18 protein-coding genes are annotated in these 22623 nt (G+C 56.3%); 7 read left to right on the top strand and 11 right to left on the bottom strand.

Annotated features, from left to right (window positions below; all coding sequences use genetic code 11):
* Window positions 1-41: 41 nt before the first annotated feature.
* Complete coding sequence (locus tag F6X24_RS01980) at window positions 42-785, bottom strand: hypothetical protein (RefSeq protein ID WP_151086142.1); 744 nt, start codon at window positions 783-785, stop codon at window positions 42-44.
* A 244-nt stretch (window positions 786-1029) separates the two neighbouring features.
* On the opposite strand from F6X24_RS01980, the gene F6X24_RS01975 reads away from it, so the two are divergent.
* Window positions 1030-2226, top strand: a complete 1197-nt coding sequence (locus tag F6X24_RS01975) for an alpha/beta hydrolase-fold protein (RefSeq protein ID WP_151086140.1) — start codon at window positions 1030-1032, stop codon at window positions 2224-2226.
* Here F6X24_RS01975 and nth read toward each other — a convergent pair.
* From nth to F6X24_RS01960, 3 genes are all read right to left on the bottom strand, one after another.
* Window positions 2163-2849, bottom strand: a complete 687-nt coding sequence (gene nth, locus F6X24_RS01970; protein ID WP_151086139.1) for an endonuclease III — start codon at window positions 2847-2849, stop codon at window positions 2163-2165. The genes F6X24_RS01975 and nth overlap by 64 nt on opposite strands.
* Window positions 2850-2967: 118 nt before the next feature.
* Window positions 2968-3141 carry a hypothetical protein gene (locus tag F6X24_RS01965; RefSeq protein WP_229725284.1) on the bottom strand — a complete coding sequence of 58 codons (174 nt, stop codon included), beginning with the start codon at window positions 3139-3141 and terminating at the stop codon, window positions 2968-2970.
* A complete protein-coding gene (locus F6X24_RS01960; RefSeq protein WP_151086135.1) occupies window positions 3131-3766 on the bottom strand; it encodes an RNA polymerase sigma factor in 636 nt (211 codons plus the stop codon). The genes F6X24_RS01965 and F6X24_RS01960 overlap by 11 nt, the downstream gene beginning before the upstream one ends.
* Before the next feature lie 286 nt (window positions 3767-4052).
* Between F6X24_RS01960 and F6X24_RS01955 the strand changes: the two genes are divergently transcribed.
* Together F6X24_RS01955 and F6X24_RS01950 are read left to right on the top strand one after the other, a co-directional pair.
* Window positions 4053-4745 (top strand): alpha/beta fold hydrolase, encoded by a 693-nt coding sequence (locus F6X24_RS01955; protein WP_191906418.1) that lies wholly within the window; start codon window positions 4053-4055, stop codon window positions 4743-4745.
* A 56-nt stretch (window positions 4746-4801) separates the two neighbouring features.
* Window positions 4802-5797 carry a glycoside hydrolase family 43 protein gene (locus F6X24_RS01950; RefSeq protein ID WP_151086131.1) on the top strand — a complete coding sequence of 332 codons (996 nt, stop codon included), beginning with the start codon at window positions 4802-4804 and terminating at the stop codon, window positions 5795-5797.
* A 1-nt stretch (window position 5798) separates the two neighbouring features.
* Here F6X24_RS01950 and F6X24_RS01945 read toward each other — a convergent pair whose 3' ends face one another.
* Window positions 5799-8105, bottom strand: coding sequence for a patatin-like phospholipase family protein (locus F6X24_RS01945; RefSeq protein ID WP_191906417.1), 2307 nt, complete (start codon window positions 8103-8105; stop codon window positions 5799-5801).
* A 231-nt stretch (window positions 8106-8336) separates the two neighbouring features.
* Between F6X24_RS01945 and F6X24_RS01940 the strand changes: the two genes are divergently transcribed.
* Entirely contained in the window at window positions 8337-8696 is a 360-nt protein-coding gene (locus F6X24_RS01940) for a hypothetical protein (RefSeq protein WP_151086127.1), read from the top strand.
* Between the two features lie 109 nt (window positions 8697-8805).
* Here F6X24_RS01940 and F6X24_RS01935 read toward each other — a convergent pair whose 3' ends face one another.
* From F6X24_RS01935 to F6X24_RS01910, 6 genes are all read right to left on the bottom strand, one after another.
* Complete coding sequence (locus F6X24_RS01935) at window positions 8806-8988, bottom strand: hypothetical protein (RefSeq protein ID WP_191906416.1); 183 nt, start codon at window positions 8986-8988, stop codon at window positions 8806-8808.
* 348 nt (window positions 8989-9336) lie between these two features.
* Window positions 9337-11382: an excinuclease ABC subunit UvrB gene (gene uvrB, locus F6X24_RS01930; RefSeq protein ID WP_151086124.1), complete on the bottom strand. Its 2046-nt coding sequence runs from the start codon at window positions 11380-11382 to the stop codon at window positions 9337-9339.
* 569 nt (window positions 11383-11951) lie between these two features.
* Complete coding sequence (locus tag F6X24_RS01925; protein WP_151086122.1) at window positions 11952-13526, bottom strand: hypothetical protein; 1575 nt, start codon at window positions 13524-13526, stop codon at window positions 11952-11954.
* Window positions 13527-13544: 18 nt separating this feature from the next.
* The gene (locus F6X24_RS01920) at window positions 13545-14234 is read right to left on the bottom strand and encodes an RNA polymerase sigma factor (RefSeq protein ID WP_229725282.1); all 690 of its coding nucleotides are present in this window, start codon (window positions 14232-14234) and stop codon (window positions 13545-13547) included.
* 260 nt (window positions 14235-14494) lie between these two features.
* Window positions 14495-15232, bottom strand: coding sequence for a shikimate dehydrogenase family protein (locus F6X24_RS01915; protein ID WP_151086120.1), 738 nt, complete (start codon window positions 15230-15232; stop codon window positions 14495-14497).
* Between the two features lie 117 nt (window positions 15233-15349).
* On the bottom strand, window positions 15350-16000 hold the full coding sequence (locus tag F6X24_RS01910; RefSeq protein ID WP_151086119.1) for a DedA family protein: 651 nt from the start codon (window positions 15998-16000) through the stop codon (window positions 15350-15352).
* Between the two features lie 112 nt (window positions 16001-16112).
* On the opposite strand from F6X24_RS01910, the gene F6X24_RS01905 reads away from it, so the two are divergent.
* From F6X24_RS01905 to F6X24_RS01895, 3 genes are all read left to right on the top strand, one after another.
* Window positions 16113-17036: a bestrophin family protein gene (locus F6X24_RS01905; protein ID WP_151086117.1), complete on the top strand. Its 924-nt coding sequence runs from the start codon at window positions 16113-16115 to the stop codon at window positions 17034-17036.
* 297 nt (window positions 17037-17333) lie between these two features.
* Window positions 17334-20171 carry a T9SS type A sorting domain-containing protein gene (locus tag F6X24_RS01900; protein WP_191906415.1) on the top strand — a complete coding sequence of 946 codons (2838 nt, stop codon included), beginning with the start codon at window positions 17334-17336 and terminating at the stop codon, window positions 20169-20171.
* Between the two features lie 226 nt (window positions 20172-20397).
* The gene (locus tag F6X24_RS01895) at window positions 20398-22608 is read left to right on the top strand and encodes a T9SS type A sorting domain-containing protein (protein ID WP_151086113.1); all 2211 of its coding nucleotides are present in this window, start codon (window positions 20398-20400) and stop codon (window positions 22606-22608) included.
* The last annotated feature ends 15 nt before the right edge of the window (window positions 22609-22623 follow it).

Here is a 22623-nt window from a genome sequence, read left to right as displayed (position 1 = left end):
TTAAAAAGTAAGCGGCAACCGCATAGGTAGCCGGGGCGGCTTCAGTGAGCCAGCGCCAGCTCGTTGTAGTAGCTCACCAGCTGCGTTAGCGACGATTCCCGGTTTTCAGGGTTGAATTTCAGTGCATTAGCCCTGGCATATTTTTGCAGCTCGGGCTTTTTACTTGCAAACAGGCTCAATACCTGGCCTAGTTTTGCTACCCGGTAAGTACTGCCCTTATGCTGGACAAAAAAGCGGGTTTCTTCTGCAAACTGCCCGCTGAGGCCACGGCCCGCCGCAGATTTAGTAATGATTTTGGTGCGTCGAACCAGCAGGCGCGCCGGCCCATCGAGCTTCAGGTCGTAGAAGCCGGCGGCCAGAGTCCCGGCCGAATCGGCTGGGAGCCATACGAAATGATAGTTGTCAAAAGCAAAAAACCGGACCTTTTCCCGAATCAGCTGAATGGTTACGCCGCGTACCGAATCAAAGGCCAGCACCTGGTCCTGGTTTTGCTCATACTGCAAAGGCACCCGGGTAAAAGAGCGGCCATCGTAGTCGATAGTGCCCCGGTGTAGCTTATCCGATTGCAGAAAGGGCGTGCCTTTGATGTACGAAGGGGCCAGGTTGAGGTATTCGCCGCCGTTGAGCAGCCGCGATTCATCTTGGGTAGCCGCAGTATACAGCTCAGTGGCCCGCGCAATGCTGGCCGAAACGCCGGAATCGCGGCGGGCAAGCCCTTGCGCGCCGGCCAACCGGGAAACCAGGAGACCGAATAGAATAAGGAAAGCCTTTCGTGTTGCAAACATGTATAACTGGTTGAATGCTAAAAGTAACCCTGCACAACGCAGCATGCGCGGCGGCTTGTTATAAAGGTCTTGTCTGGGCACAGCGAAGCGAGTAGCCCTGGTGTCAGATAGTTTTTTGAAATAGAACTCCGCAATATATTAACAAACTCTTCATGTACTGTCAACTCGGAGCGTGCAGTCCGTAGTGCTGGCAGGTGGGCAATCTTTGCCCCCTACTTTGCCGTAGGCTGCAAAAAAGTCAGCTATGAAAAAACTCTTCTCCCGCCTGCTTTCCCGGCTAGGCCGAAGAGCCACCCGGACACCCGTTACGTTTCGACTTACCTCAATACCAGCCAATACCCCGGCCGGGGCTACGATTTACCTCACGGGCTCGTGCAATGGCTGGACGACCGACGACCCGGCCTTTGCGCTGGCCTTCGACCCGGCCGATGGCAGCTACGCGCTAACCATCCCACCCGGCCGGGGGCTGCTCGAATATAAGTTTACACGCGGCAGCTGGGCTACCATCGAAACCGATGCCGATAACCGGGCCATGCCCAACCGGCGCTGTCAGTTTGGGCCGCGCCCGCGCGTGGTATCACTCCAGGTGCTCAATTGGGAAGACCAGGGTGGTATCATTCCGCCCCGCCAGCATTCGGCCTCACCCAATGTGCACATTCTGGCCCCGGCTTTTCCGATGCCGCAGCTGCGGCGTACGCGGCGCGTGTGGGTGTATCTGCCGCCCGGCTACGCGGCCGGCACCCGCCGCTACCCGGTGCTGTACCTGCAAGACGGCCAGAATGTATTTGACCAGTTTACGTCCTTTAGCGGCGAGTGGGGCGTCGATGAAACCCTCGACCGGCTCGCTGCTGCCGGCCACGACCTGGGCGGCTGCCTGGTAGTAGCCGTTGACAACGCGGGGCCGCACCGGCTCGATGAGTATTCGCCCTGGCGCAACCGCCGCGCCCGGCACGGCGGCCAGGGCGAGCAGTACGTCAACTTTCTGGTCCACACGCTCAAGCCTTACATCGACTACCACTACCGCACGCAGCCCGGCTGCGAAACGACTGGTATTGCCGGCTCCAGCATGGGCGGGCTGCTGGCTACCTACGCGGCGCTGCGCTACCCGGCGGTGTTTGGGCGGGTGGGCGTGTTTTCACCCGCCTACTGGTTTGCCGGGCAGTCGCTGCTGGCTTACGTGGCACAGCACCGGCCCCGGCCCGCTACCCGCTGGTATTTCGTGTGCGGGGCACAGGAAGGCCCCACGATGGTGCCCCTGATGGCCACGCTGCGCGAGGCGCTGCGCGAAGCCGGCGTGCCGGCCGCCAACCTCCGGTTCAACGTGCGGCCCGATGGTCAGCACGCCGAATGGTTCTGGCAGCGCGAATTTGCCGCGGCTTACGACTGGCTTTTTGCCGAAGGCTTACCCGTGGCGGTAGCCCCGGCTACTTCCCTGGCGTAGTAGGCGCAGAAGTCGGTGAGTGGGCAAATGCTGCACTTCGGCGAGCGGGCTACGCAAATATAGCGTCCGTGCAATATAAGCCAATGGTGCGATTTCGGGATAATTTCCTGCGGAATGTAGCGCACCAGCGCTTTTTCCACGGCCAGGGGCGTGGTGGCAGCTTTGGGCACGAGCCCCAGCCGGTGCGATACCCGGAAAACGTGCGTGTCGACGGCCATCGCGGGCTGGTTGTAAATCACCGACACGACCACATTGGCCGTTTTGCGGCCCACGCCGGGCAGGAGCTGCAGCTCCTCAATGCTGCTGGGTACTTCGCCGCCAAACTCTTCAAGCAGCAGGCGGCCCAGGCCCGCCAGGTGCTTGGCCTTGTTGTTGGGGTACGAAATACTGCGGATAAGCGGAAAAATGTCCTCGGCCGTGGCACTGCCCAGCTCGGCGGCCGTCGGAAACTGCTCCAGTAGGGCGGGCATTATCTGGTTTACGCGCTTGTCGGTACACTGCGCGCTCAACACTACCGCCACAATAAGCTCGTAGGGGTTACGGTACGCCAACTCGGTTTTAGGCTCCGGAAAATTACTGGTGAAATAGTCGAGAAAGCGGCGAAACCGTTCGGGGCGAGTCATTGCGGGAATGGCCCAGAAAGGGGCTGAGCTATCGACAAAATTACCCTACTAAAAGAGAACGTCATGCTTCGGCTGGCTCAGCCCGACGTTCTTTTCCCTACTGCTAAAAAGTAGCCCGCTAGCGCATAAAGGTGCGCGAATACTGCAGAATAGTCGCGGTAGTATCGGGGCGGGGGTTACGGGCCAGGCTATCGAGGGTACGCTGCGACAGCAGCAGGTCGGCGCAGGTGGCCGCCAGCTCAGCGTCGTGCAGGAGCGCGTCTTCGATAGTATGCTGTTCGTCAGCTGGCAATTCGTTGTACACGTAGCGGAGCAACGTCGGGTGGGGTAAGGTTTGAATCATATAAAAGCGAATGAGCGGCCATTTTCTTCCGCAGGTTAATAAGGGCGTAGCGCATACGGCCCAGCGCGGTATTGATGCTGACGCCGGTTGCGTCGGCTATTTCCTGAAAGCTCATGTCGCCGTAGTGGCGCATCAGCAATACTTCCTTTTGGGCAGTGGGCAGTTCCTGAATCAGCTGCCGGAGGTGCGCGTGGCTTTCCTCTCGGCCCAGCATATCGTCGGCCGACTCTTCCGAGAGGTGTAACGAGTTTGCCAGCCCCATGTTGTCATCGAGGCTGGTTTGGGGCGCTCGCTTGGCGCGGCGGAAGGCATCGATGGCCAGGTTGTGCGCAATGCGGCACAGCCAAGAGCCAAACTTGCCTTCGTCCTGGTACCGCCCGCTTTTGAGGGTATGAATGGCCTTGATAAACGTATCCTGCGTCAGGTCGTCGGCCAGGTCCTCATCGCGCACTACCAGCTGGATAGTCGTATAGACCCGCGCCTGATGGCGCTGGAGCAGCTGGGCAAAGGCCGTTTCGCGGCCGGCCAGGTAGAGAGCGATGAGCGCGGAGTCGCTCGGCTGCATGGGTTCCATAAAGAACTACGGGTTATAGGGGAACGTAGAGCTTCTGGTCGATAGTATGCAGCGTTAAGAAAAAAGATGGAGTGAGCTAAAAATGAAGCCCGCTATAATCAAGCCAAATGTAGCAGGTGAGCCGCAAGTTGTGCAAGTAAGTTATTGCCGGGCGCACAACTTTTTTTCGGAGGCTCCGGTAGCTCGGCGGGCCGCGGCTGCACGGGCCTGCGGGCAAGCCAAGCGCGGTACTAACTACCCCCAGCCCGTGCGTACAAGCCCGGGTATTACCTGTTCAGCTTTCTACATGGTTACTTACCTTGCGTTGCATTACTGGGCCGGCGCGGGCCGCGAGTTTGATTTGCTGCCGCTGCCTGCCGGCGCCCGGCTGCTGGCGCCCGACCTGCCGGGTTTTGGGGCGCAGGCCGCCCCGGCCGGGTTCGATTACTCAGTCAAAAGCTACGCCGACTGGCTGGCTGCCTACATTCACGAGCATCAACTAACCGATTATCAGCTCATCGGGCATAGCATGGGGGGCAAGTTTGCGCTGGCGCTGGCTGCCCGGCAGCCGGCGGGCCTGCGGGGCTTGTTATTGCTGTCGCCTTCGCCGCCTACCCCCGAGCCCATCAGCGAGGCTGACCGGGCTGCCAGCCGGACGGCTTTCGGCCAGCGGGCCGAAGCTGAAAAGACGTTCGACAAGATTACCGGCCTGCCCGTGCCCGCCGGCTGGCGCGAGCGCGTGGTGGCCGACAACCTGCGTACTTCGCACGTCGCCTGGGATGCCTGGCTGCAACGTGGTACCCGTGAAGACATAGCTGCCCTGATGCCCCACGTAGCCGTGCCTTGCCGCCTGCTGGTGGGCGAGCACGACCGCGCCATCTCACCCGCTACGCAACGCTCGCAAACCCTGCCGCTGCTGCCCGCCGGCTCGCGCCTGGAGCTGGTGCCCGGTGCCGGCCATCTGCTGCCGCTGGAAGCACCGGGTGCGCTGTGGGGTTAAATAAATCAAATATATTGAATAAATAATATTATTCTGTAAACTGGCTGTTGCGTCGTATGACTTACCAAAACCCGGTGCTGGATACCGATTTCCCGGACCCCAGCGTGCTGCTGGCACCCGATGGCTATTATTACGCCTATGCCACCCAAACAAAGTATCAAGGGCGCATCCTCAACTTTCAGGTGGCTCGCTCGCCCGACCTGGTAAGCTGGGAGCATCTGGGAGAAGCCATGCCCGCTAAGCCGGTATGGGCAGCCAGCACGCAGCGCTTTTGGGCACCCGATGTGAGCCGCCACGCCGATGGGCGGTACCTACTGTTCTATTCGGCGCAGCCTAACGACCTGGCGGCCGGCCTGTGCCTGGGCGTAGCCGTAGCTGAGCAGCCCGCCGGGCCGTTTGTCGACAGTGGCCACCCGCTGCTGGCCGGCGGGCCGGGCTTCGAGAATATCGACCCCATGCGCTTTGTAGAGGCGGGCTCGGGACAGCAGCTGCTATTCTGGGGCTCGGGCTTCGGGCCCCTGCGCGTGCGTGAGCTGGCGGCCGATGGCCTGGCTTTTGCTGCCGGAAGCGAAGCCCGGATAGTAGTGCAGCCTCGTCCTGCGCAAGCCAACGCGTACGGTCATCTCATTGAGGGCAGCTGGGTACACTACAGGCAGGGCTGGTACTACCTGTTTTACTCGGGCGATAACTGCTGCGGCCCCGATGCCCGCTATGCCGTGCTGGTGGCCCGCGCCCGGCAGGCGGCCGGCCCCTACCAAACGCTGGCCGAAGCTACCGGCACGGCCGGCACCATTCTCACCGAAAATGCGCGCTGGCAGGCGCCGGGCCATAACTGCCTCGTTACCGACTCGGCCGGCCACGACTGGCTGCTGTATCACGCCATCGACCGCCGCCAGCCCACCTTCGATGCCATCAACGACGAGCAGGGGTACTCCCGTCGGGTACTGCTCCTCGATAAAGTGGTGTATGATGCCGAAGGCTGGCCACACATTGGCACGCCTTCTACGGAACCTCAGCCGGGGCCGGAGATAGAAAAGCTGTTCAGGAGCTAGTTTATTCTAACGACCGGCCTCTGAATAGAATATATCCAAGGTGGCCATACACGCCCAGGCGGTGGTCGGGGTCGTCATAATATTCGGCATGAACTGCGAGCGGACCCACGGGCGTATTAAAAATAAAGCCCGTGGAGGCGGTTAGGTAAGGCCGGCTAAGGCCAGCGCCCCGCGTGGCCACCTGCTCATTATCAGCTAGCGGAGCGATGTTAAGGTGCGTAAATACTTCCGTGCGCCATTCGAGCTTGCCCAGCACCTGCTGCGAGTAGCGCAGCCCGGCCGCTGCAAAGCGGGGCGAGCGATAATGCTCCATAAACAGCGTGCGCGAGTCGGCCAGGGGGGAAAAGATGGGCGCAGTGGTCAGTGAGGAGCGGTAATTGAAAAACTCGCCCTGGCCGCTTATCATCAGCTCGCCAAAATAGCCCCAGGTCGATTTCTCGTTTTTAAGTGGCTGATACCGTTCGTATGTGCCCCGAAATTGCAGCCACTGGTGATGCTGCGACTGCTCGCCCAGTTGCTGAAACACGGAAGTGGTGCCGGGGTCGTACACCTCGGTGCCCGTTACGGCCCGCACTGTGAATACATAGCGCCGGCCGGCCGTGGCATACTGCTTGCGGTTGAGGGAGTTGCGGGCAAAGCGGATGGCGGCCGTACCACCCTTAAAGGAAGTGCGGTCTAGCACGTCCGACGACTGTAGCTCGGGCGTATTGGCATACGAATCAGTATTGTAGAAGGCCCCGATATCGAGCACCGTCCGCGAGCGGTAGCGGGGCGAAACGCCAATCTGCGTCCCAATCTTCGTGTCTTTCTGCTGCACCTGGGTGTTGAGCACGTTGCGGCCGAGCAGGCCCCCGGTTTGCTGGTAATCCCATTGGTTATAGGTAACAATAGGCGCCACGTAAAACGGCAGCCGGCCCGGCGCGTTTATCCGAAACGTGCCCTGCGCGCCATTATAAAAGCGCCCCACGCTCACGTTGGCCGCGGCCGAATAAAGCAGCTGCCGCAGGTAGCGGAATTCTACGCCCAAATAAAGACTTTCGATAGGCCGGGTACTGAGCGTGAAGCCTATCTCGGTAGCAATGTTGTTGTTACGCTGCGCATCTACGCTGAATACGTACCCCTTCAGGGCCTCGTCGTAGCGAATACGCGGGTAGATATTGCGGAAATAGTCGTCCGAGGCCAGGCGGTAATAGCCTTCTTCCAGGTCATCAATGCTATAGGTAGAGCCCTGCTTACGAAAAAAGCGCCGCGCATACTCGTTTTGGTCGGGGCGCAGGCCGTTTACCTCCACTTTTACAAAGCGCGGGGCCGGTACGCTCTGCTGAAAAGCCAGCCGGCGGCGCTGGAGCGCCACCGTGTCTACGCGGCGCGTAATGCGGCGCTTAATCTCGTCCAGCTTTAGCTGGGCAGCAGTGTCGCCTTTGGCAATGAGGGTGCGCACTTTGTCGAAGTCGGCGGCGCCGAGGTTTCCCAAATCGGGCTGGATATATATTCCGTTTTTGCCTACGCTGTTGGTGTCGGCTACGCTGGTGCCCAAAAAGAAAAGGGTGCTGGTCAGCAAGTCATCATCCTTTTTAAAAGGATATTTTTTAAGGGCCACATCACCTACGTTCACCCCGATAATGATGTCGGGCTGAAAGTCTTTCCGCATCACGTCGGTTGGGAAGTTGTCGAGTACTGCTCCGTCAAAAAGGTAGCGCCCGTCGAGGTTGCGAATAGGCCGGAAAGCCAGCGGGTAGGCCATCGAGTTGCGCACGGCATCGGCGAGCAAGCCCGATTTCTGGTCTACCTGCTTGCGCGTGAAGACCTCCGTAGCCAGGCAGCGGTAGGGTACAAATAAGTTATCGAAGTTGTATTTGGCCGCGGCGGCCGCCGGAGCCAATAGCCGGGCCAGCGCAAAGTTCAGGTTGAGGTCGTTGACCAGGTTGGGCGAGATATTGGCTTTGAACGAAGAATCAATCGATAGCCCCAGCCGCAAGGACGAGGGCGACGGCTCAGCAGTAAGGAAATTAAATGTTTTGTCGGGTAGCACTTTACCCGAGGCCCAGTTCTGGAATTCATCCGAGAGGACAATTTGCTCAATATCCTTTGGCGAATAGCCGGCGGCGTACATGGCGCCTACCACTGCCCCCATACTGTTGCCGACGATATAATCAATCGGAATGCCATTGGCTTCCAGCTGCTTAAGCACCCCGACATGCGCCAGGCCCTTGGCGCCACCACCACTCAGCACCAGGCCCACTTTCTGAGCCATGGTGGGCGCGGCCAGGCTAAGGGCCAGCAGCAGGCACAGTAATTTTTTAGGCATAGTAACTAAAATGGAGCAGCAAGGTACGTGCGCCTTACGCCGCTCCCGGTTTAACCGGTTTCTGACACTGGGAAAAGGCAGCAGCAGTATCAAGCGAGTAGCAGGCAATAAAGGTATTTTGTTTAAAAATCTGATAATTAACCTTAAACAGCGCATAGTGGCTTTGCTTAGTTCAGGCAACTTCTGTGTTTTCAGAACGTAGGTCAGGTGTTCTACTTTTCTGGCCCCCTGATGATAACTCCTGCCCCCGACGCCGACGCCAGTAGCACCCCGGCGCGCAAGCGAACCAAAACCCGCCCTGCCGCCCGCCGCCGTACCGACGAAAATACCTATACCGACCCCAGCCTGCGCGAACGACTGAAAACCGAGCTTCGGGCTGCTGCGAAAGGCGGTGAGCCCGGCACCTGGAGTGCCCGTAAATCACAGCTGCTGACCCTGGCTTATCAAAAAGCCGGCGGTGGCTACCTGCAACAGCATCCCAACTCGAAGCAGAAAAGCCCGCCTAAACTGCTGCAGAAGAAAGCCAATACAACTACCGCAAAGCAGCCTTCGTCCAAAAAGACAGTCCGGGCTAAAGCAAAAGCTAAGTAGCAAGCTGCGGGCGCTACTGCCCTGGCCGCCGACATAAAAAAGCCCGTCTTGCCTTCCAGTCGGAGCAAGACGGGCTTTTAAGGCTAAGCACAGAGCCGGTGCCCGGTTATCAGGTGGTGCTGCCCGTGGTAGAGCCAGTAGTGCTGCCCGAAGTAGTGCCGGTAGTGGTGCTGCCGGAGGTGGTGCTGGTAGTAGTGCTGCCCGAAGTAGTACCAGTTGTGGTAGTGCCCGAGGTGGAGCCGCTGGTAGTGCCCGACGTGCTATCGGCTCCGGTGGTAGCACAGGAGCTCATCAGGGCGAGGGAAGCGCAGAGCGCGGCACCCAGCAAAAAGGAACGTTGTGTCCGTTGCATAGATAGTGGAAAAGGTTAAGTGAATGGCTACTAACGAGTACACTGCCTTCCGGGTTACCATTGAAGCTACGGAATAAATATTAAAAATTTTGAATTTTTAATATTTAATAATGAATTAAGAATCTAACGAGTAATTTTCTTTTAATTTGGACATCATGCTGAGCTTGCCGAAGCATCTCGTCCGCACCGTATGAATCGTTCAGCGGCGCGGGAGAGATGCTTCGACAAGCTCAGCATGACGTGCTTTTGGATTCTTATTACTTTCTAAACAGCTTCAATAACAAGCCCTTATTCCCGCTTGCTTTTTAACAGTTGCTTAAGCGCGCCTAGCTCATCGCGTAGCTTGGCAGCCTGCAGAAAATCAAGCTCCTTCGCAGCCGCTTCCATCTGCTTTTCAGTGGTTTTGATGAGTTTTTCCAGCTCAGCACGATTCATCATAGCCACTACGGGCTCGGCGGCCAGCGCGAGTGCCGCGCCGCCATCGGCATAGGCACCGGCCGGGGCCGGGGCTTCCACGGTGCGGTAATCGGCCAGGTCGGTCTGGCCCATAATCTGGGCATGGCTCTTACGTACCGTGCGCGGCGTAATACCATGCTCCTCGTTGTAAGCCATTTGGGTAGCGCGGCGGCGATTGGTTTCATCAATTGCCCGCTGCATCGAGCCCGTCATGCGGTCGGCATACAGAATAACCTTGCCCCGCTCATTGCGCGCGGCCCGGCCCATCGTTTGTATCAGCGAGCGCTGGTCGCGCAGAAAGCCCTCCTTGTCGGCATCCAGAATCGCAACCAGGCTAACTTCGGGCAGGTCAAGGCCTTCGCGCAACAGGTTTACGCCAATAAGCACATCCACTTCGCCCAGCCGCAAGCGGCGCAGAATCTCCACGCGGTCCAGGGTTTTCACATCCGAGTGAATGTATTCGACCTTGATGCCCAGGCGCTCCATGTACTTGCTCAGCTCTTCGGCCATGCGCTTGGTGAGGGTAGTCACGAGCACGCGGTCGCCGGCTTTCACCCGCTCGTCCACTTCATCGAGCAGGTCATCAATCTGGTTGATGCTCGGGCGCAGGTCAATTTCGGGGTCGAGCAGACCGGTGGGGCGGATAATCTGCTCCACTACCACCCCATTAGCCTGGGTCAGCTCATAATCGGCCGGGGTGGCGCTTACGTATACCGCCTGCCGGTACATGCTCTCAAACTCATTGAAAGTCAGTGGCCGGTTATCAAACGCCGACGGCAGCCGGAAGCCATACTCGATAAGCGCAGTTTTGCGCGAGCGGTCGCCGCCCCACATGGCCCGAATCTGCGGAATGGTAGCGTGGCTCTCGTCGACCACCAGCAGGTAGTCATCGGGAAAATAATCGAGCAGGCAAAATGGGCGCGAGCCCGGCTCGCGCCGGTCAAAATAGCGCGAATAGTTCTCAATGCCCGAGCAGTAGCCCAGCTCGCGTATCATTTCGAGGTCAAACTCCGTGCGCTCCTGAATGCGGCGGGCTTCCACGTCGCGGCCTTCCTTCTCAAAATACTTGTGCTGCTGCACCATGTCATCCTGAATTTCGTGGATGGCAGTTTGCAGCGTCTCCTTGCCCGTCACAAACAGGTTGGCCGGATACAGCGTCATATTTTTTTCATCGCTGAGCTTCTTGCCGCTGGCCGGGTCTATCTTCTGAATCGCTTCAATCTCATCGCCAAAGAAATAGATGCGGTAGGCGTAGTCGGCGTAGGCCGGAAATACGTCCACGGTGTCGCCCTTCACCCGAAACGAGCCGCGCGTAAACTCGACCTCGGTGCGCGAATACAGAATCTGGACGAACTGGTAGAGCAGGTTGTTGCGCGAGTAGCGGTGGCCGGGCGCCAGAAATATTACATTTTTGCTGAATTCCTCGGGGTTGCCAATGCCGTAGATGCACGAAACGGAGGCCACCACCACCACATCGCGCCGTCCGCTAAGCAGCGTGGAGGTACAGTGCAGCCGCAGCTTCTCAATCTCCTCGTTAATAGCTAAGTCTTTCTCAATGAAGACGTCGGAGCTGGCAATGTAGGCCTCCGGCTGGTAATAGTCGTAGTAGCTGATATAGTATTCAACCGCATTCTGCGGAAAAAACGCTTTAAATTCGCCGTAGAGCTGGGCGGCCAGCGTTTTATTGTGGCACAGCACCAGTGCCGGCTTGCCGGTTTCGGCAATCACGTTGGCCATGGTGAAGGTTTTGCCCGTGCCGGTCGCTCCGAGTAGCACCTGGGCCGGTTCGCCGTTGTTTACGCCCTGCACAAGCTGCGCTATGGCGCGAGGCTGGTCGCCGGTGGGTTTAAATTCGGAGGTAAGCTGGTAGGTTGACATGCGCAAAATAGCCGGAAACAGGCCAACCCCCTTAACCCCGAACCGGCGGCTGGGGTTTCTGCCTTTTCAACAAAACCCTTTGCTTGCTTAATGCAGCTTACCCGCAGCCAGCTATTAGCTAAGGCTTTGCACACAGTAAAGTGGCACTGGCAAAGCAGTTACTACAGATGACGGGTTACAAATTCAGTGCGCCGCCCGGGGTAGGTAGGCGCACTACCCTGGTCACCAATAGGGCTGGCTGCCGGAGCCGGAAAACCAGATGGCCGGCTGCCCGCCAGCTGCTGATAGCTGTTGAAGAAAAGGGCCAGCGCCGCTGGGCTACCCGATGTCACGTAGCGGGGTAGGCTGGTCGTAGCGCGTCGGGTTGGAAGGCGGGGTAGGGAAGTAGCGGGCGGTGAGCTAGCTGCTTGTCTGGTAAGGGCTTGGCAAACAGTTTGGTGACGCGTGGCGAAGCGTGCGCCCAAAATACACACACTGGCCAGGCCGGCCAATAGTAAGCGTACAAAGACTGGCATAGGCTTGCTGGGTAAGAGTGGCAAACATAGCTGGCAGTAGAGGGAGTATGGTACTTACTTAAGTAGCTGGGTGCGGCCTAGCTCCAAGCCGGCTTCCAGCCCAATGCTGTAGGGGCGCTGCTGGTGCATAAAATCCTGCGCGGGGTCGGCATTCAGGCTCAAAATGCCCATTTCGGCCACGGGCCCCAGGTTAAGGGTCCATTGATGGCCCACTGGACGAAACTGCATGCCGGCCCCCGCGCGCACGCTGCCCGACAAATGCCGATAGGGGGAGCCGGTCGACGTCAGCGAATACGAGTGCGCAGCCTCGGGGCTGCCATCTACCTCGCTACGCGCGTTGAGCAGGGCCGTAAACAGTGCGCCTACCCGGCCATACAGCGAAAAACCGCTTTTGATGGGGTTAGTGTAGCGCATCTCGACCGGCACACTGGCTGAGCGATAATGATAGGAAGTGCGTTGCAGGTGCGGCTGCGTAGCCTGGGTGTATACCAGGTCGGCTACCTGCTCGCCCGTAAACGCAACCGAGCTGGCCGAGGTAGCAGTAGTTTGGGTAAGCTCCAGGCCCGTGCGCAAGCCCCAGCGGCTGGCCCCCAGGCGGCGGGTAGCCCAAAGGCTCAGGCGCTGCCCCAGGCCGGCCCGTAGATTACTGCGGTATTCGGCCGCCGCAGCTTGGGTAGTGAGGGCCGAGCTGGTCCCAACTGCCACGTTGTAGCTGGTGGTGGGCTTGGTAAAGTCAATATTTGGCTGAAAGGCCCCGGCCGCGTAGGAAAGCCCATATTGCCAGTTTCGGGTGGGCTTGGTCGGTGCCGGCTCATTCACCGCAACCTGGTTGAGCGTGCTTGGCAAGCTGCTGGTCGGGACCACTAAAGCGGCCGTGCGGGCCGCCAGCACGGCTACCTGGCTACTTGCTGCGCTTTGGCTACCCGTCTTGTCAAAGACATTGGTCAGGGCGCCCTCGCTGAGTGCCATGCCAAGGCCAGCGCTCGCCGCCGGCGCTGAAGCAGCAGCCTCGCCCTTGCCGTATGCCACTGTAGCAGGATAGATGGCTTCAGCTGTGCGGCCACCAGCTATCCTGGTCTTAGCTGCTAAGTAGCTGCCAGAAGGCCGGGCCGCTAACAGACTTGAGGACCCGTTCTGGGTCGTTAGCGGCTGGCTTCCAGCCTGCAGGCCAGTCAGGCCAGCGCCGGTAGTGCGGGCGTCAGCCATTGCTGAAGCCGAAAGAGTAGTGCTTGGGTCGATAGCGGGCGAGGTAAAAGTGGAAACAGTAGAAGCTGCAAAGCCGGTAAAATCTGGTTTCTCAGTACCAGGCCCTAAAGCAGCAGCCTGAGCTGCCGATGGCCGGGCAATGGTGGCAGTGGCGGGTCCAGTAGGCTCTGCCAGACCAGGAGTCTGCTGCCGGGTGTGCCACCAGCCACCGCTAGCCAGCGAAGCCACCAGCAAACTAGCCGCAATTGCCCAGCGATGGGCGCGCAGGCGGCGGCGATACTGCTCGTTCTGGGCGAGCAGCAGGCTATTGTCGAGCTGCTCCCATAGTTGGGGGCGCGGTGGTACCGCTGCCGCTTCGCTCTCCAATAAGTGGTGGCGAAACAGTTCTTCAAGACTACCCTTGGGAGGGGTGAATGGGTTCATAATAGCTTGACGGATAATTTAGTTGGTTGGTAGCTGCAGGCGGGCCAGCTTGTTTTGTAGCACCACGCGCGCCCGGGAGTATTGCGACTTGCTGGTGCCTTCCGAAATATCGAGCATTTCGCCGATTTCCTTGTGCGTATACCCTTCAATGGCGTACAGATTAAAGACCAGTCGGTAGCGCGGGGCCAGCTCCTGCACGATGGCTAGCAGCTCTTCATAAGCATAGTTGCTGAAAGTAAACTCCTCGCTGGCCAGCGTTTCGGGGTAGTCGCCATCGCTCATGGCTACCAGTGGGGCGTTGCGGCGGTGCTGCCGCAGGGCCGCGTTTATCATGATGCGCCGAATCCAGAACTCTAGCGGACACTCGCGCCGGAAACTAGCCAGGGTCCGGAAAACGGTTAAAAACCCTTCCTGTAGCACGTCTTCGGCCTCAAAGGTTGTTTGGGCATAACGAAGGCACACGGCCATCATGCGGGCGGCATAACGCTCGTACAGCAGCTTCTGCGCCAGTTGCCGGCCCTGCAGGCAGCCGTCGATTAGCTCGGCTTCGCTCGGGGCTGCTGCCGGTCCCGAGCGGCTCACCGTCAGGGTGCCGGCCACGGGCCTTTCCTCCTCATTGGCCAGGGCGGGCCAGGCCAGGGCACTCATGGCTGAGGCCGGATTGCGCCGGGGTAAAGTGCTTTCAACATACGCGGTGCGAACTGCCAACGAAAGATAGATTCCCTTACCGGGCGTTGCTGCCTTGCCTGGTTGTCAAGCCTTAAGAATCCCGAAGCCGGCTAATCGTTGCAAACGCCTCGGGTATTTTTTTATTGTTGTAATAATCAACTGATTATTAATTGACTAGCAATAAATCTGTCAGACCTGCCTACTGATGTAGCTACACCGAATTAAGCGGCAGCTATTGTCAGGCTGTTCTATAAAATGGTTTGTGCCTCAGGCCCTTTCCTGCCGTACTTACACAGCGTTTAGCCGTTCCAGATTGCCCAGGCAGCTTCTGCCTGAAGCTCCAGCATTTCGTAGCCGTTCTTGGTCTGCGCTCCGGCTTCCCGGCCGCGCCGCAAAAACAGCGTTTCGCCAGGATTATAAATTAAATCGAATAAATAGTGCGCCGTGCCCAGGGCACTGTAGGGCAGCGGCAGGCACTCGTTGGTGGCTGGAAAAGTGCCCACCGGCGTTGTATTTATAATAAGTGAGTGCGCCGCTATCACTTCCGGCGTTAGCTCTGCGTACGTAAGATTGGCGCCGTGCGGGTTGCGCGACACCAGCCAATACGGAATATGCAGCTCGCGGAGCGCAACGCCAACGGCCTTGGCAGCCCCCCCAGTACCCAGCACCAAAGCGCGGCTAGCCGGCGTTGCCGGATAAAAGGATTGTAGGGAGCGCATAAAGCCAACGTAATCTGTGTTGTGCCCGATGAGGCTGCCGTCGGGGCTGAATTCGACTACGTTGACCGCCCCAACCATCGCGGCCGATGGGGCCAACCGCGTGAGGTAGGGCCAGATTTGCTCTTTATAAGGAATGGTTACGTTCAGCCCGGCCAGGTGCGGGTGCTGAGCCAGCAGCTGAGGCAATTCGCTGGCCGTTGTCAGCTCAAACAGCTCGTACTGACAGTCTTCCAGGTGAAGCCGGGCGAACTTTTGCGTGAAGTATATCTGCGAAAACGAATGAACGAGCGAGCGTCCGATTAGCCCAAAAGTGCGCATAGGATACTGTATAAATATAATATATAATATATTTATTATATTAACGATAAATAGCTGCTTTGAAATGAAGCGTTGCTATTCAGGCTCGTCTGGCAGCTAGGGGGTTGGCCAGTTGGCTTAAGCAGGTTTGCTGCGCAGCTTACCAACCAGATACTGGAACAGGGGCGGGGCTATCGACAGCAGCACAATGCCAATTACTACCAACTCGAAGTTTTTTTGCACGACCGGAATATTGCCAAACAGATAGCCCAGCAAGCTCAGCGACAAGACCCACAATACGGCTCCTGCGATGCTAAAGGAAGCAAAGTGGCGGTACGTCATGGTTCCAATGCCAGCCACGAAAGGCGCAAAGGTGCGGACAATAGGCACGAAGCGGGCCATAATGATGGTTTTGCCGCCGTGCCTGGCATAAAACGCCTGGGTTTGCTCCAGGTATTTACGCTTTAAAAAGCGAAAGTCTTCACGAAAAGCCCTGGGGCCCAGGTAGTCGCCTACCGCATAATTGACGTTGTCACCAATAAAAGCTGCCGCGATAAGCAACGGAATAATAATCCATAAGCTCAGGCCCGTTTCGGGGCGGGCCGCGAGGGCGCCGGCCGCAAACAGCAGCGAATCACCAGGCAGGAAGGGAAATACAATGATGCCGGTCTCGGTGAAAATAATTAGAAACAGAATAAGATAAGTTAGATTTCCATAGTCGTGTACCACGTTAACCAACGTTTTGTCGAGATGCAAAATCAGGTCGAGAAAATGCTTGAGAAGCTCCATTATAAAGGGGTTGAGCCTGCAAAGAAAGCAGACTGGTACGAAGATTGTCGGGCCTGGCCCCAACGCGGACCTCCGGGATTGCGTTAAAGCCTCTCCGCATAAATCTACCGCCATGATAGTGTACAAGGGAGGTGACTGGTGGCAGGCACTTCGTCACTTTCATACCTCTGCCGTTATCCGCCATCTTTTAAAGCGAGTAACGCTGGTTGGGTTATACAATGCGGTAATTGCTATATGGGGGTTAGAGTTTCACCACCATATGCTTAATATAAGTCGGGAATATTTCTCTTTTCTGGGAATTCTATTAAGCCTGCTGCTGGTATTTCGCACAAATACAGCCTACGACCGCTATTACGAAGGGCGCAAGGTGTGGGGGCAACTCGTGTCGCAGTGCCGGGGCCTGGCAATAGAGTTTAATGCGGTGCTTCCGCGCGATGCCATTGCCAGCCGGCGCTACTTTGCGGCCCTCATCTCCAACTTTCCCTTTGCGCTCAAGGGCTCGCTGCGCAACGATATGAAGTTTGAGCAGATGGAAGCCACGCCCGATATAATGGAGCGACTACGTTCGGCTGAGAATGTGGCGGTTACGCTTATATCGGTATTGCAGGAGAGCCTGGAGCAGCTACGACAGGTGGAGATTGTCCGGGATATTCACCTGCTCAACTTCAAGCCGCACTTTCTGGGCATGATGTCGGTGAATGGCGTATGTGAGCGCATTAAGGCGACACCAATTCCTTTTTCCTATACGTTTTTTATTAAAGCGTATATTCTGATTTTTATCGGAGTGATGCCCTTCGTGCTGCTCTCGACTTCAGGCTATTTTATGATTCCGATTACCATGTTTGGGGCGTACGCGCTGCTGGGCCTGGAAATGATTGGCGAAGAGATAGAAAACCCTTTTGGACTTGATTCCAACGACCTGCCGCTCACGCAGCTCTCCAACAAGATTCGGGTGGCCGTTCACGATGTGCTGCGGGTAGAGCTTTCGGAGCAGAAGAAGGCGCTGGCTGCCGTGCCTTACAGTGTAGTGCATTAAGCCAGTTGGCGGCTATTTATTGCATTTAGGGGAGATAATATAGCAAATGGCCTGATTATTGCTAATCAAGCCATGCTACTACATTTGCATTATATGTGGTTAAAGTATAAAAAAACTGCTTAATCACTTTTTTTCACCCAAAATTCAAACTGGACTCAGGTGTTTGCGTACAAGCCCACAATTGCATTTTGATGCAACCCTGACCTCTGCTATTACATAACCTTATTTGTCATGCAAACTCCTACTTCCTTACGAAAGACGGGCCCTGTCCGGCTTTCCTGGCGTACTCTTCTTCCCTTGCTGGCTTTGTTCGTCAGCCTGGGTGCATCACGTACCGCTGCTGCTCAGACGCCTAACAGCCGCTACTACGACGAAAATATCACGCTCTCGGAAATGCAGAAAAATGCCACTTCCTCTACTTCCATAGAGTATGCTGGTGCTATCTATCCGGGTGACGCGCCTTATTCCACAACTGATGTGCCGCTGGGTAATAACCTGGCGACCAATCCGACAAGACCTAATCCTAATATAGGTACTTACGATATTACTGCTAATCCTGCCAGCACGCTGATGCTTACGGCAGGTTCTTTAGTTGCTGACCCGCCGGCTACCGATACAAAAAGCGGTACTCCAGTAACTTATACTGTTACGGGCGCACGCCTGCAGTACCGGGTCTACTTGAAAGGCTCTGCTGCGCCAGTATATAATCAGGTAAATCTTCCCTTGGTTGGTCCGGCCTACAATAGCACGCTTTACCAAACCAGTGGCTTGAACATAAATCTGTTGGCTGGTTTAATCAGCAGCGGCACGTATGTGATAGACGTTACTTACCAGACTGATGTAAAAGGTAGCGATAACTCTTCAGGTATATCGCAAGACCCTAGCGGTACGGCTTATCAGGCAGAATTTACGCTGGTAGCACCGCCAGCACCTTTGCTGGCTGGCCAGAATATCTTCACCCGTTCACAAACCAGCAGCGGTGCTACCGTAAATAACTCCACGTTTACAACTACGCAAATGGCCACGCCTCCCGGCCCTGACCTGGGGCTTGGTGCTACATTTGATGTTAATACCGGCCTGCTCACACTTACCGGCGGCACCGCAACTTCGTCTGAGAATCCGAACGGCTCGCAGCCGGTTACGAACGTTTCGCTCTATTACCGGGTAGTTTCCCCAAACGGTACTGCTGGTGGGTTCAACTTCATCAACTTACCGCAGACTACCACAGGTACAACTACCGTTAATAACCAGGACGGCACGACGACAACATATACTACACGGACGTTCTCGACTAATCTGGCCACTGCCAATCTGTTGTCTAATGTAAGTATTGCCGGCCAGTACACCTTACAGGTATATTATCAGTCGAGTGGCACTAACAACAATACCTCACCGGCCAGCTCCTTCACGGTAACCGATAACAACAACGGCAACTTCTACACGGCTACCTTCACCGTAACCGGTACGGCCACAGTTACTACCCAGTGGCAGGGTGGGGTTAACGATGACTGGTTTAATGCCGGCAACTGGACGCACGGGGTTCCGACCCGCTACACGAATGCCGAGATTCTGAACTTGGGAAGTGGCAATACTAATCCATATCCCAATATCTACTCTGGTACTTCTTACACTTACACTGCGAATGGCGTATCAACCACTATAAACAACACCAATTCCGGCCCTGCTGAAGCGCACAATGTGACGATGGATGGCGTTGACCAGGCTAATCGCTCGATTTTGCGCCTGAAGACCGGTAGCCTGAACGTGTATGGCGACTTTGATAATACCTATGCCAGCTACATTACGTCGCAGGGCACGGTAACTTCCTTCCGGGGTAATGCCCAGACGATTACCGGTGGTGACTTCTACAACGTTGAAATTGCTACGCCGCTGCTGGCCAACCCTACTGCAACGCACAAGCATGAGGATGGTATCAAGTCGCTGCTGGGCACGATGAGTATTACGCAAACGCTATCGTTTAATGGGGGCCTGCTGGTAACCGATATCACTCACCCAACCACTTCGGTAGTAGTCCTGGCCGACCGGTCGGATGCTAACAATAATGGCGGCGCCGTGCTGCAAGGCGAAACAGACGAAACGTACCTTCAGGGGTTTGTGCAGACTTCGCGTGGTTCTATCAACCAGGAGGAGCAATATGAGTTAGGTAACATGGGCTTGTTTCTTACCTTCCATGGTAATGCTCCCGAGAACAATCCTGGTAGCTTGCTGGTAACCCGTAATACTGTAAACGCCTACAATCCGGTAAGCACGACCAGCGGTATTCGCCGTATTTTCGGGGTGCGCCCCAGCAACCCAAACACCAACCACACGGTGAATGCTGACTTGGTATTTCAGTATCTGAACCGCGAGACTAAAAACCTTGGCTCTGATGGCAGTATCAGCATTCAAGAGCAGAACCTGGTTCTCTTCCTCTCGACCAACAGTGGCAACACGTTTACCAATCTGCAGAAGACAGCTCTAGACACGGTGTCTAATACTTTGACTCGCAACAACGTTACCACCTTCGCAACCTTCACACTGGGTGATAACACCCACCCGCTGCCAGTACACTTGGTAGCGTTTGATGCCAAGCGCTCGGGTAACAACACGCTGGTGACCTGGTCAACCGCTGGCGAGACCAACAGTGATGGGTTTGAAGTGCAGGTGTCGACCGATGGCACTACGTATCGTAAGCTGGCCTTCGTATCGAGCTACTCGGCTAACAGCAAGCAGTTCCAGACATACAGCTACACCGATATCGAGGCCAACAAATCCGGCGCCCGCTACTATCGCTTGCGTCAGGTAGACCTGGATGGTCAGTCTTCTTTCTCGCCCGTGCGGGTAGTGAGCTTTGCTACCCAAGCCGAGGGCACCGCCGCAGTAAGCATCTATCCTAACCCTTCTACCAGCAGCGACCAGGCAGCCATCGTAGTTCAGTCGCCCATAGCAGGTGCTGGCATGCTCCAAATAATGGACCTGACGGGTCGGGCTATTGTTAGCCAGAGCATCACGGCTGTAGCTGGTGTAACCGAACTGTCGGTGCCAAACAGCAGCCAGCTAAGCTCAGGTATCTACCTGGTTAAGGTGACGCTGCCTACCGGCGAGGTAAAAACCGTTCGGATGCAGAAGCGCTAAACCAGGCGCTATTGCTTCCTTAGTAAAAAAGGACTGGCTCGCAAGGGCCAGTCCTTTTTTATTAGCTATTTGCCATATAGATATCTAAGCTATGCCGGCGGGTAGCAAGTAAAATATAGCCTTAGTGTTGATTATGAGAAAATTTCAGTGCGGGCTCAACCTTTTTTTGAGCAGGTAAGTATATCGGCCCCGAAGGGTCTTTTAAGAATAAATTTCTTTGTCATCCATGGTACTCTCTACTTTTTCAGCTCCAGGTGTTGGCTATTCCTGGGGTAAGCTGCGGCAGCTATTGTTTTTATTGGCTGGTCTATTGTGCGCCACCAGTGCCCAGGCGCAGTATCCTTCTGACCTGGGCTTTTTCAACGATTACGTCATCCTGAATGGCACCTATTACAAAACCGATGTTGCTAATGCCAGTGATGCTACGAACGCTTCTTTTCCAAGCTCATTAGGCTCGTTTGACCGCACGAGTGGTACCTTGACGCTAGGTGCTCAGCTCAATACGTATGAACATAACGGCAACGTAGTGGCTAGTCCGGCTCAGGTATACTTCCGAGTATATCCTACTACTAATGCGGATGGGTCGGCGGGGCCTTCCGCTACGTATCGGTTTAATCCGATAAGCATCCCCCAAGACTATCAGACTGGAAGCGACGGCAATAGTGACCGTCGCTTTCAGACTCCGGATAATGCTACCGGAGCCAATGCGTCGGGCAACATTCTGAGATTTACTAGCGGTCCTGGCAACTACACGTTGGAATTATATATTCAAGCGAATGGCAGCAATAACGGTAATTCTTTTGCCATCTACGATTCGCGCAATGGGGCCAACTACAAAACGACGTTTACGGTAACCGGCACTGCCCCAAGCGCTACCACCTGGATTGGGGGCCCCAACCCTCAGTGCGCCAACCCGCAGCCCGCCAACTCTGGCGATTGGTTCGAGCCGCTGAACTGGAGCAACGGGGTGCCCACGGCCACGACGGATGTGGAAATCCCAAATTACAGTGACCCCTGCACCGTTTATCCTAATATTAACTCTACGGCGGCTACTGGCCCGGCACTGGCTCATAACCTGACTATTGAGGGTAACTCTACTGTTGACCGCGGCCTGGCCCGCCTGGTAACCGGTGAGTTGAGGGTATACGGTGACTTTGTAGACCATGCCAACGGGTTTATTCAACGGGAAACTTCAGTTTTCACGTTGGCTGGTGGCAACCAGGTATTTGCCAGGGAGCGCTACCAGGCATTTCGAGTTGACGGCGGAGGAATAAAAACGGTGAACAACAACGGGGAAAACGTTCAAATTTCTGCTATCATTCAGAAAAGTCTGACGCTGTTAAATGGAATTATCAGCACGGGCCCCCAGACGCTTTCGCTAGCCGATAATTCGGGCGCTACTATCACGGGGGAAAATGATACCAACTACATACTAGGCATCGTGCAAACCTACGAGCGGGCTGCCCCTGGCACTGCGCAAAATTTTAATAATATCGGTATCACGCTCACCTTTACCGGTAACGACCCAGGTAACGTGCGGGTCGTGCGCACCACGGGCCAGTCGGTAGTAACGGCTGGCAAGCCGAGCATCAGCCGTTCCTTTGGCTTGCAGCCCGACTATCCGACTGGTCTGAGCGCGACGGCGGTATTCCAATACCTCAACCACGAAACCATGAACGTGACGGCCGGCGGCCTGTCAGCGGCGCAACTTGACAAAAGCAAGCTTACCTTTTATGTGTCTGGCAACGGAGGCGCCGGCTTCATCAATAAAGGCCGCACCAGCACCGATGGCGCAACAGAGGTAACGCTTGCCAACCTGACCCAGTTTGCCACCACTACGCTCGGCGAAGACGACGGAACCCTGCCAGTGCACATGCTTTACTTCACGGCAATTCACGCCGCCGATGGCGCATTGCTGAACTGGGGTACCGCCAGCGAGCTGAACAATGCCGGCTTTGATGTACAAGTGAGCATAGATGGCGTCAGCTTCAGCACACTTGCTACCATAAAGCCCGCTACTGCAACCAGTGACGCCCCCCTGAATTATAGCTATACGGATAAGGAAGCACAAAGCGGCACCCGGTACTACCGGCTGCGCCAGGTGGACCTCGATGGTGTGGAGTCTTTCACGCCGGTACGGATTCTTACCTTCAAAGGCACCAACCAGGCGTCAGTAGCGGCAGCTTCCATCTTCCCCAATCCTTTCCGAGACGGTGACCAACTCCAGGTAGCTGTACAGCTTGCCCAGGCCGGCGGCGTCCAGGTACATATGACCGACTTGCTGGGCCGCGAGGTAGCAAATAAGGTTACCACTATAGCTGCGGGCTCGGCGACCATCGCAGTACCCCAGCCGCAGAGTCTGCCGTCCGGCTTGTACTTGGTGCGGGTAACATTGCCCGACGGTGAAGTGCAGCAGCTGAAGGTTGAGAAGAAATAACGGTCCTATTAAATA

The sequence above is a fragment of the Hymenobacter baengnokdamensis genome, assembly GCF_008728635.1.
Classification (GTDB): Bacteria; Bacteroidota; Bacteroidia; order Cytophagales; family Hymenobacteraceae; genus Hymenobacter; species Hymenobacter baengnokdamensis.
Note: the sequence above shows the minus strand (reverse complement) of the source record. Positions and strands in the feature narration are given on the sequence as shown.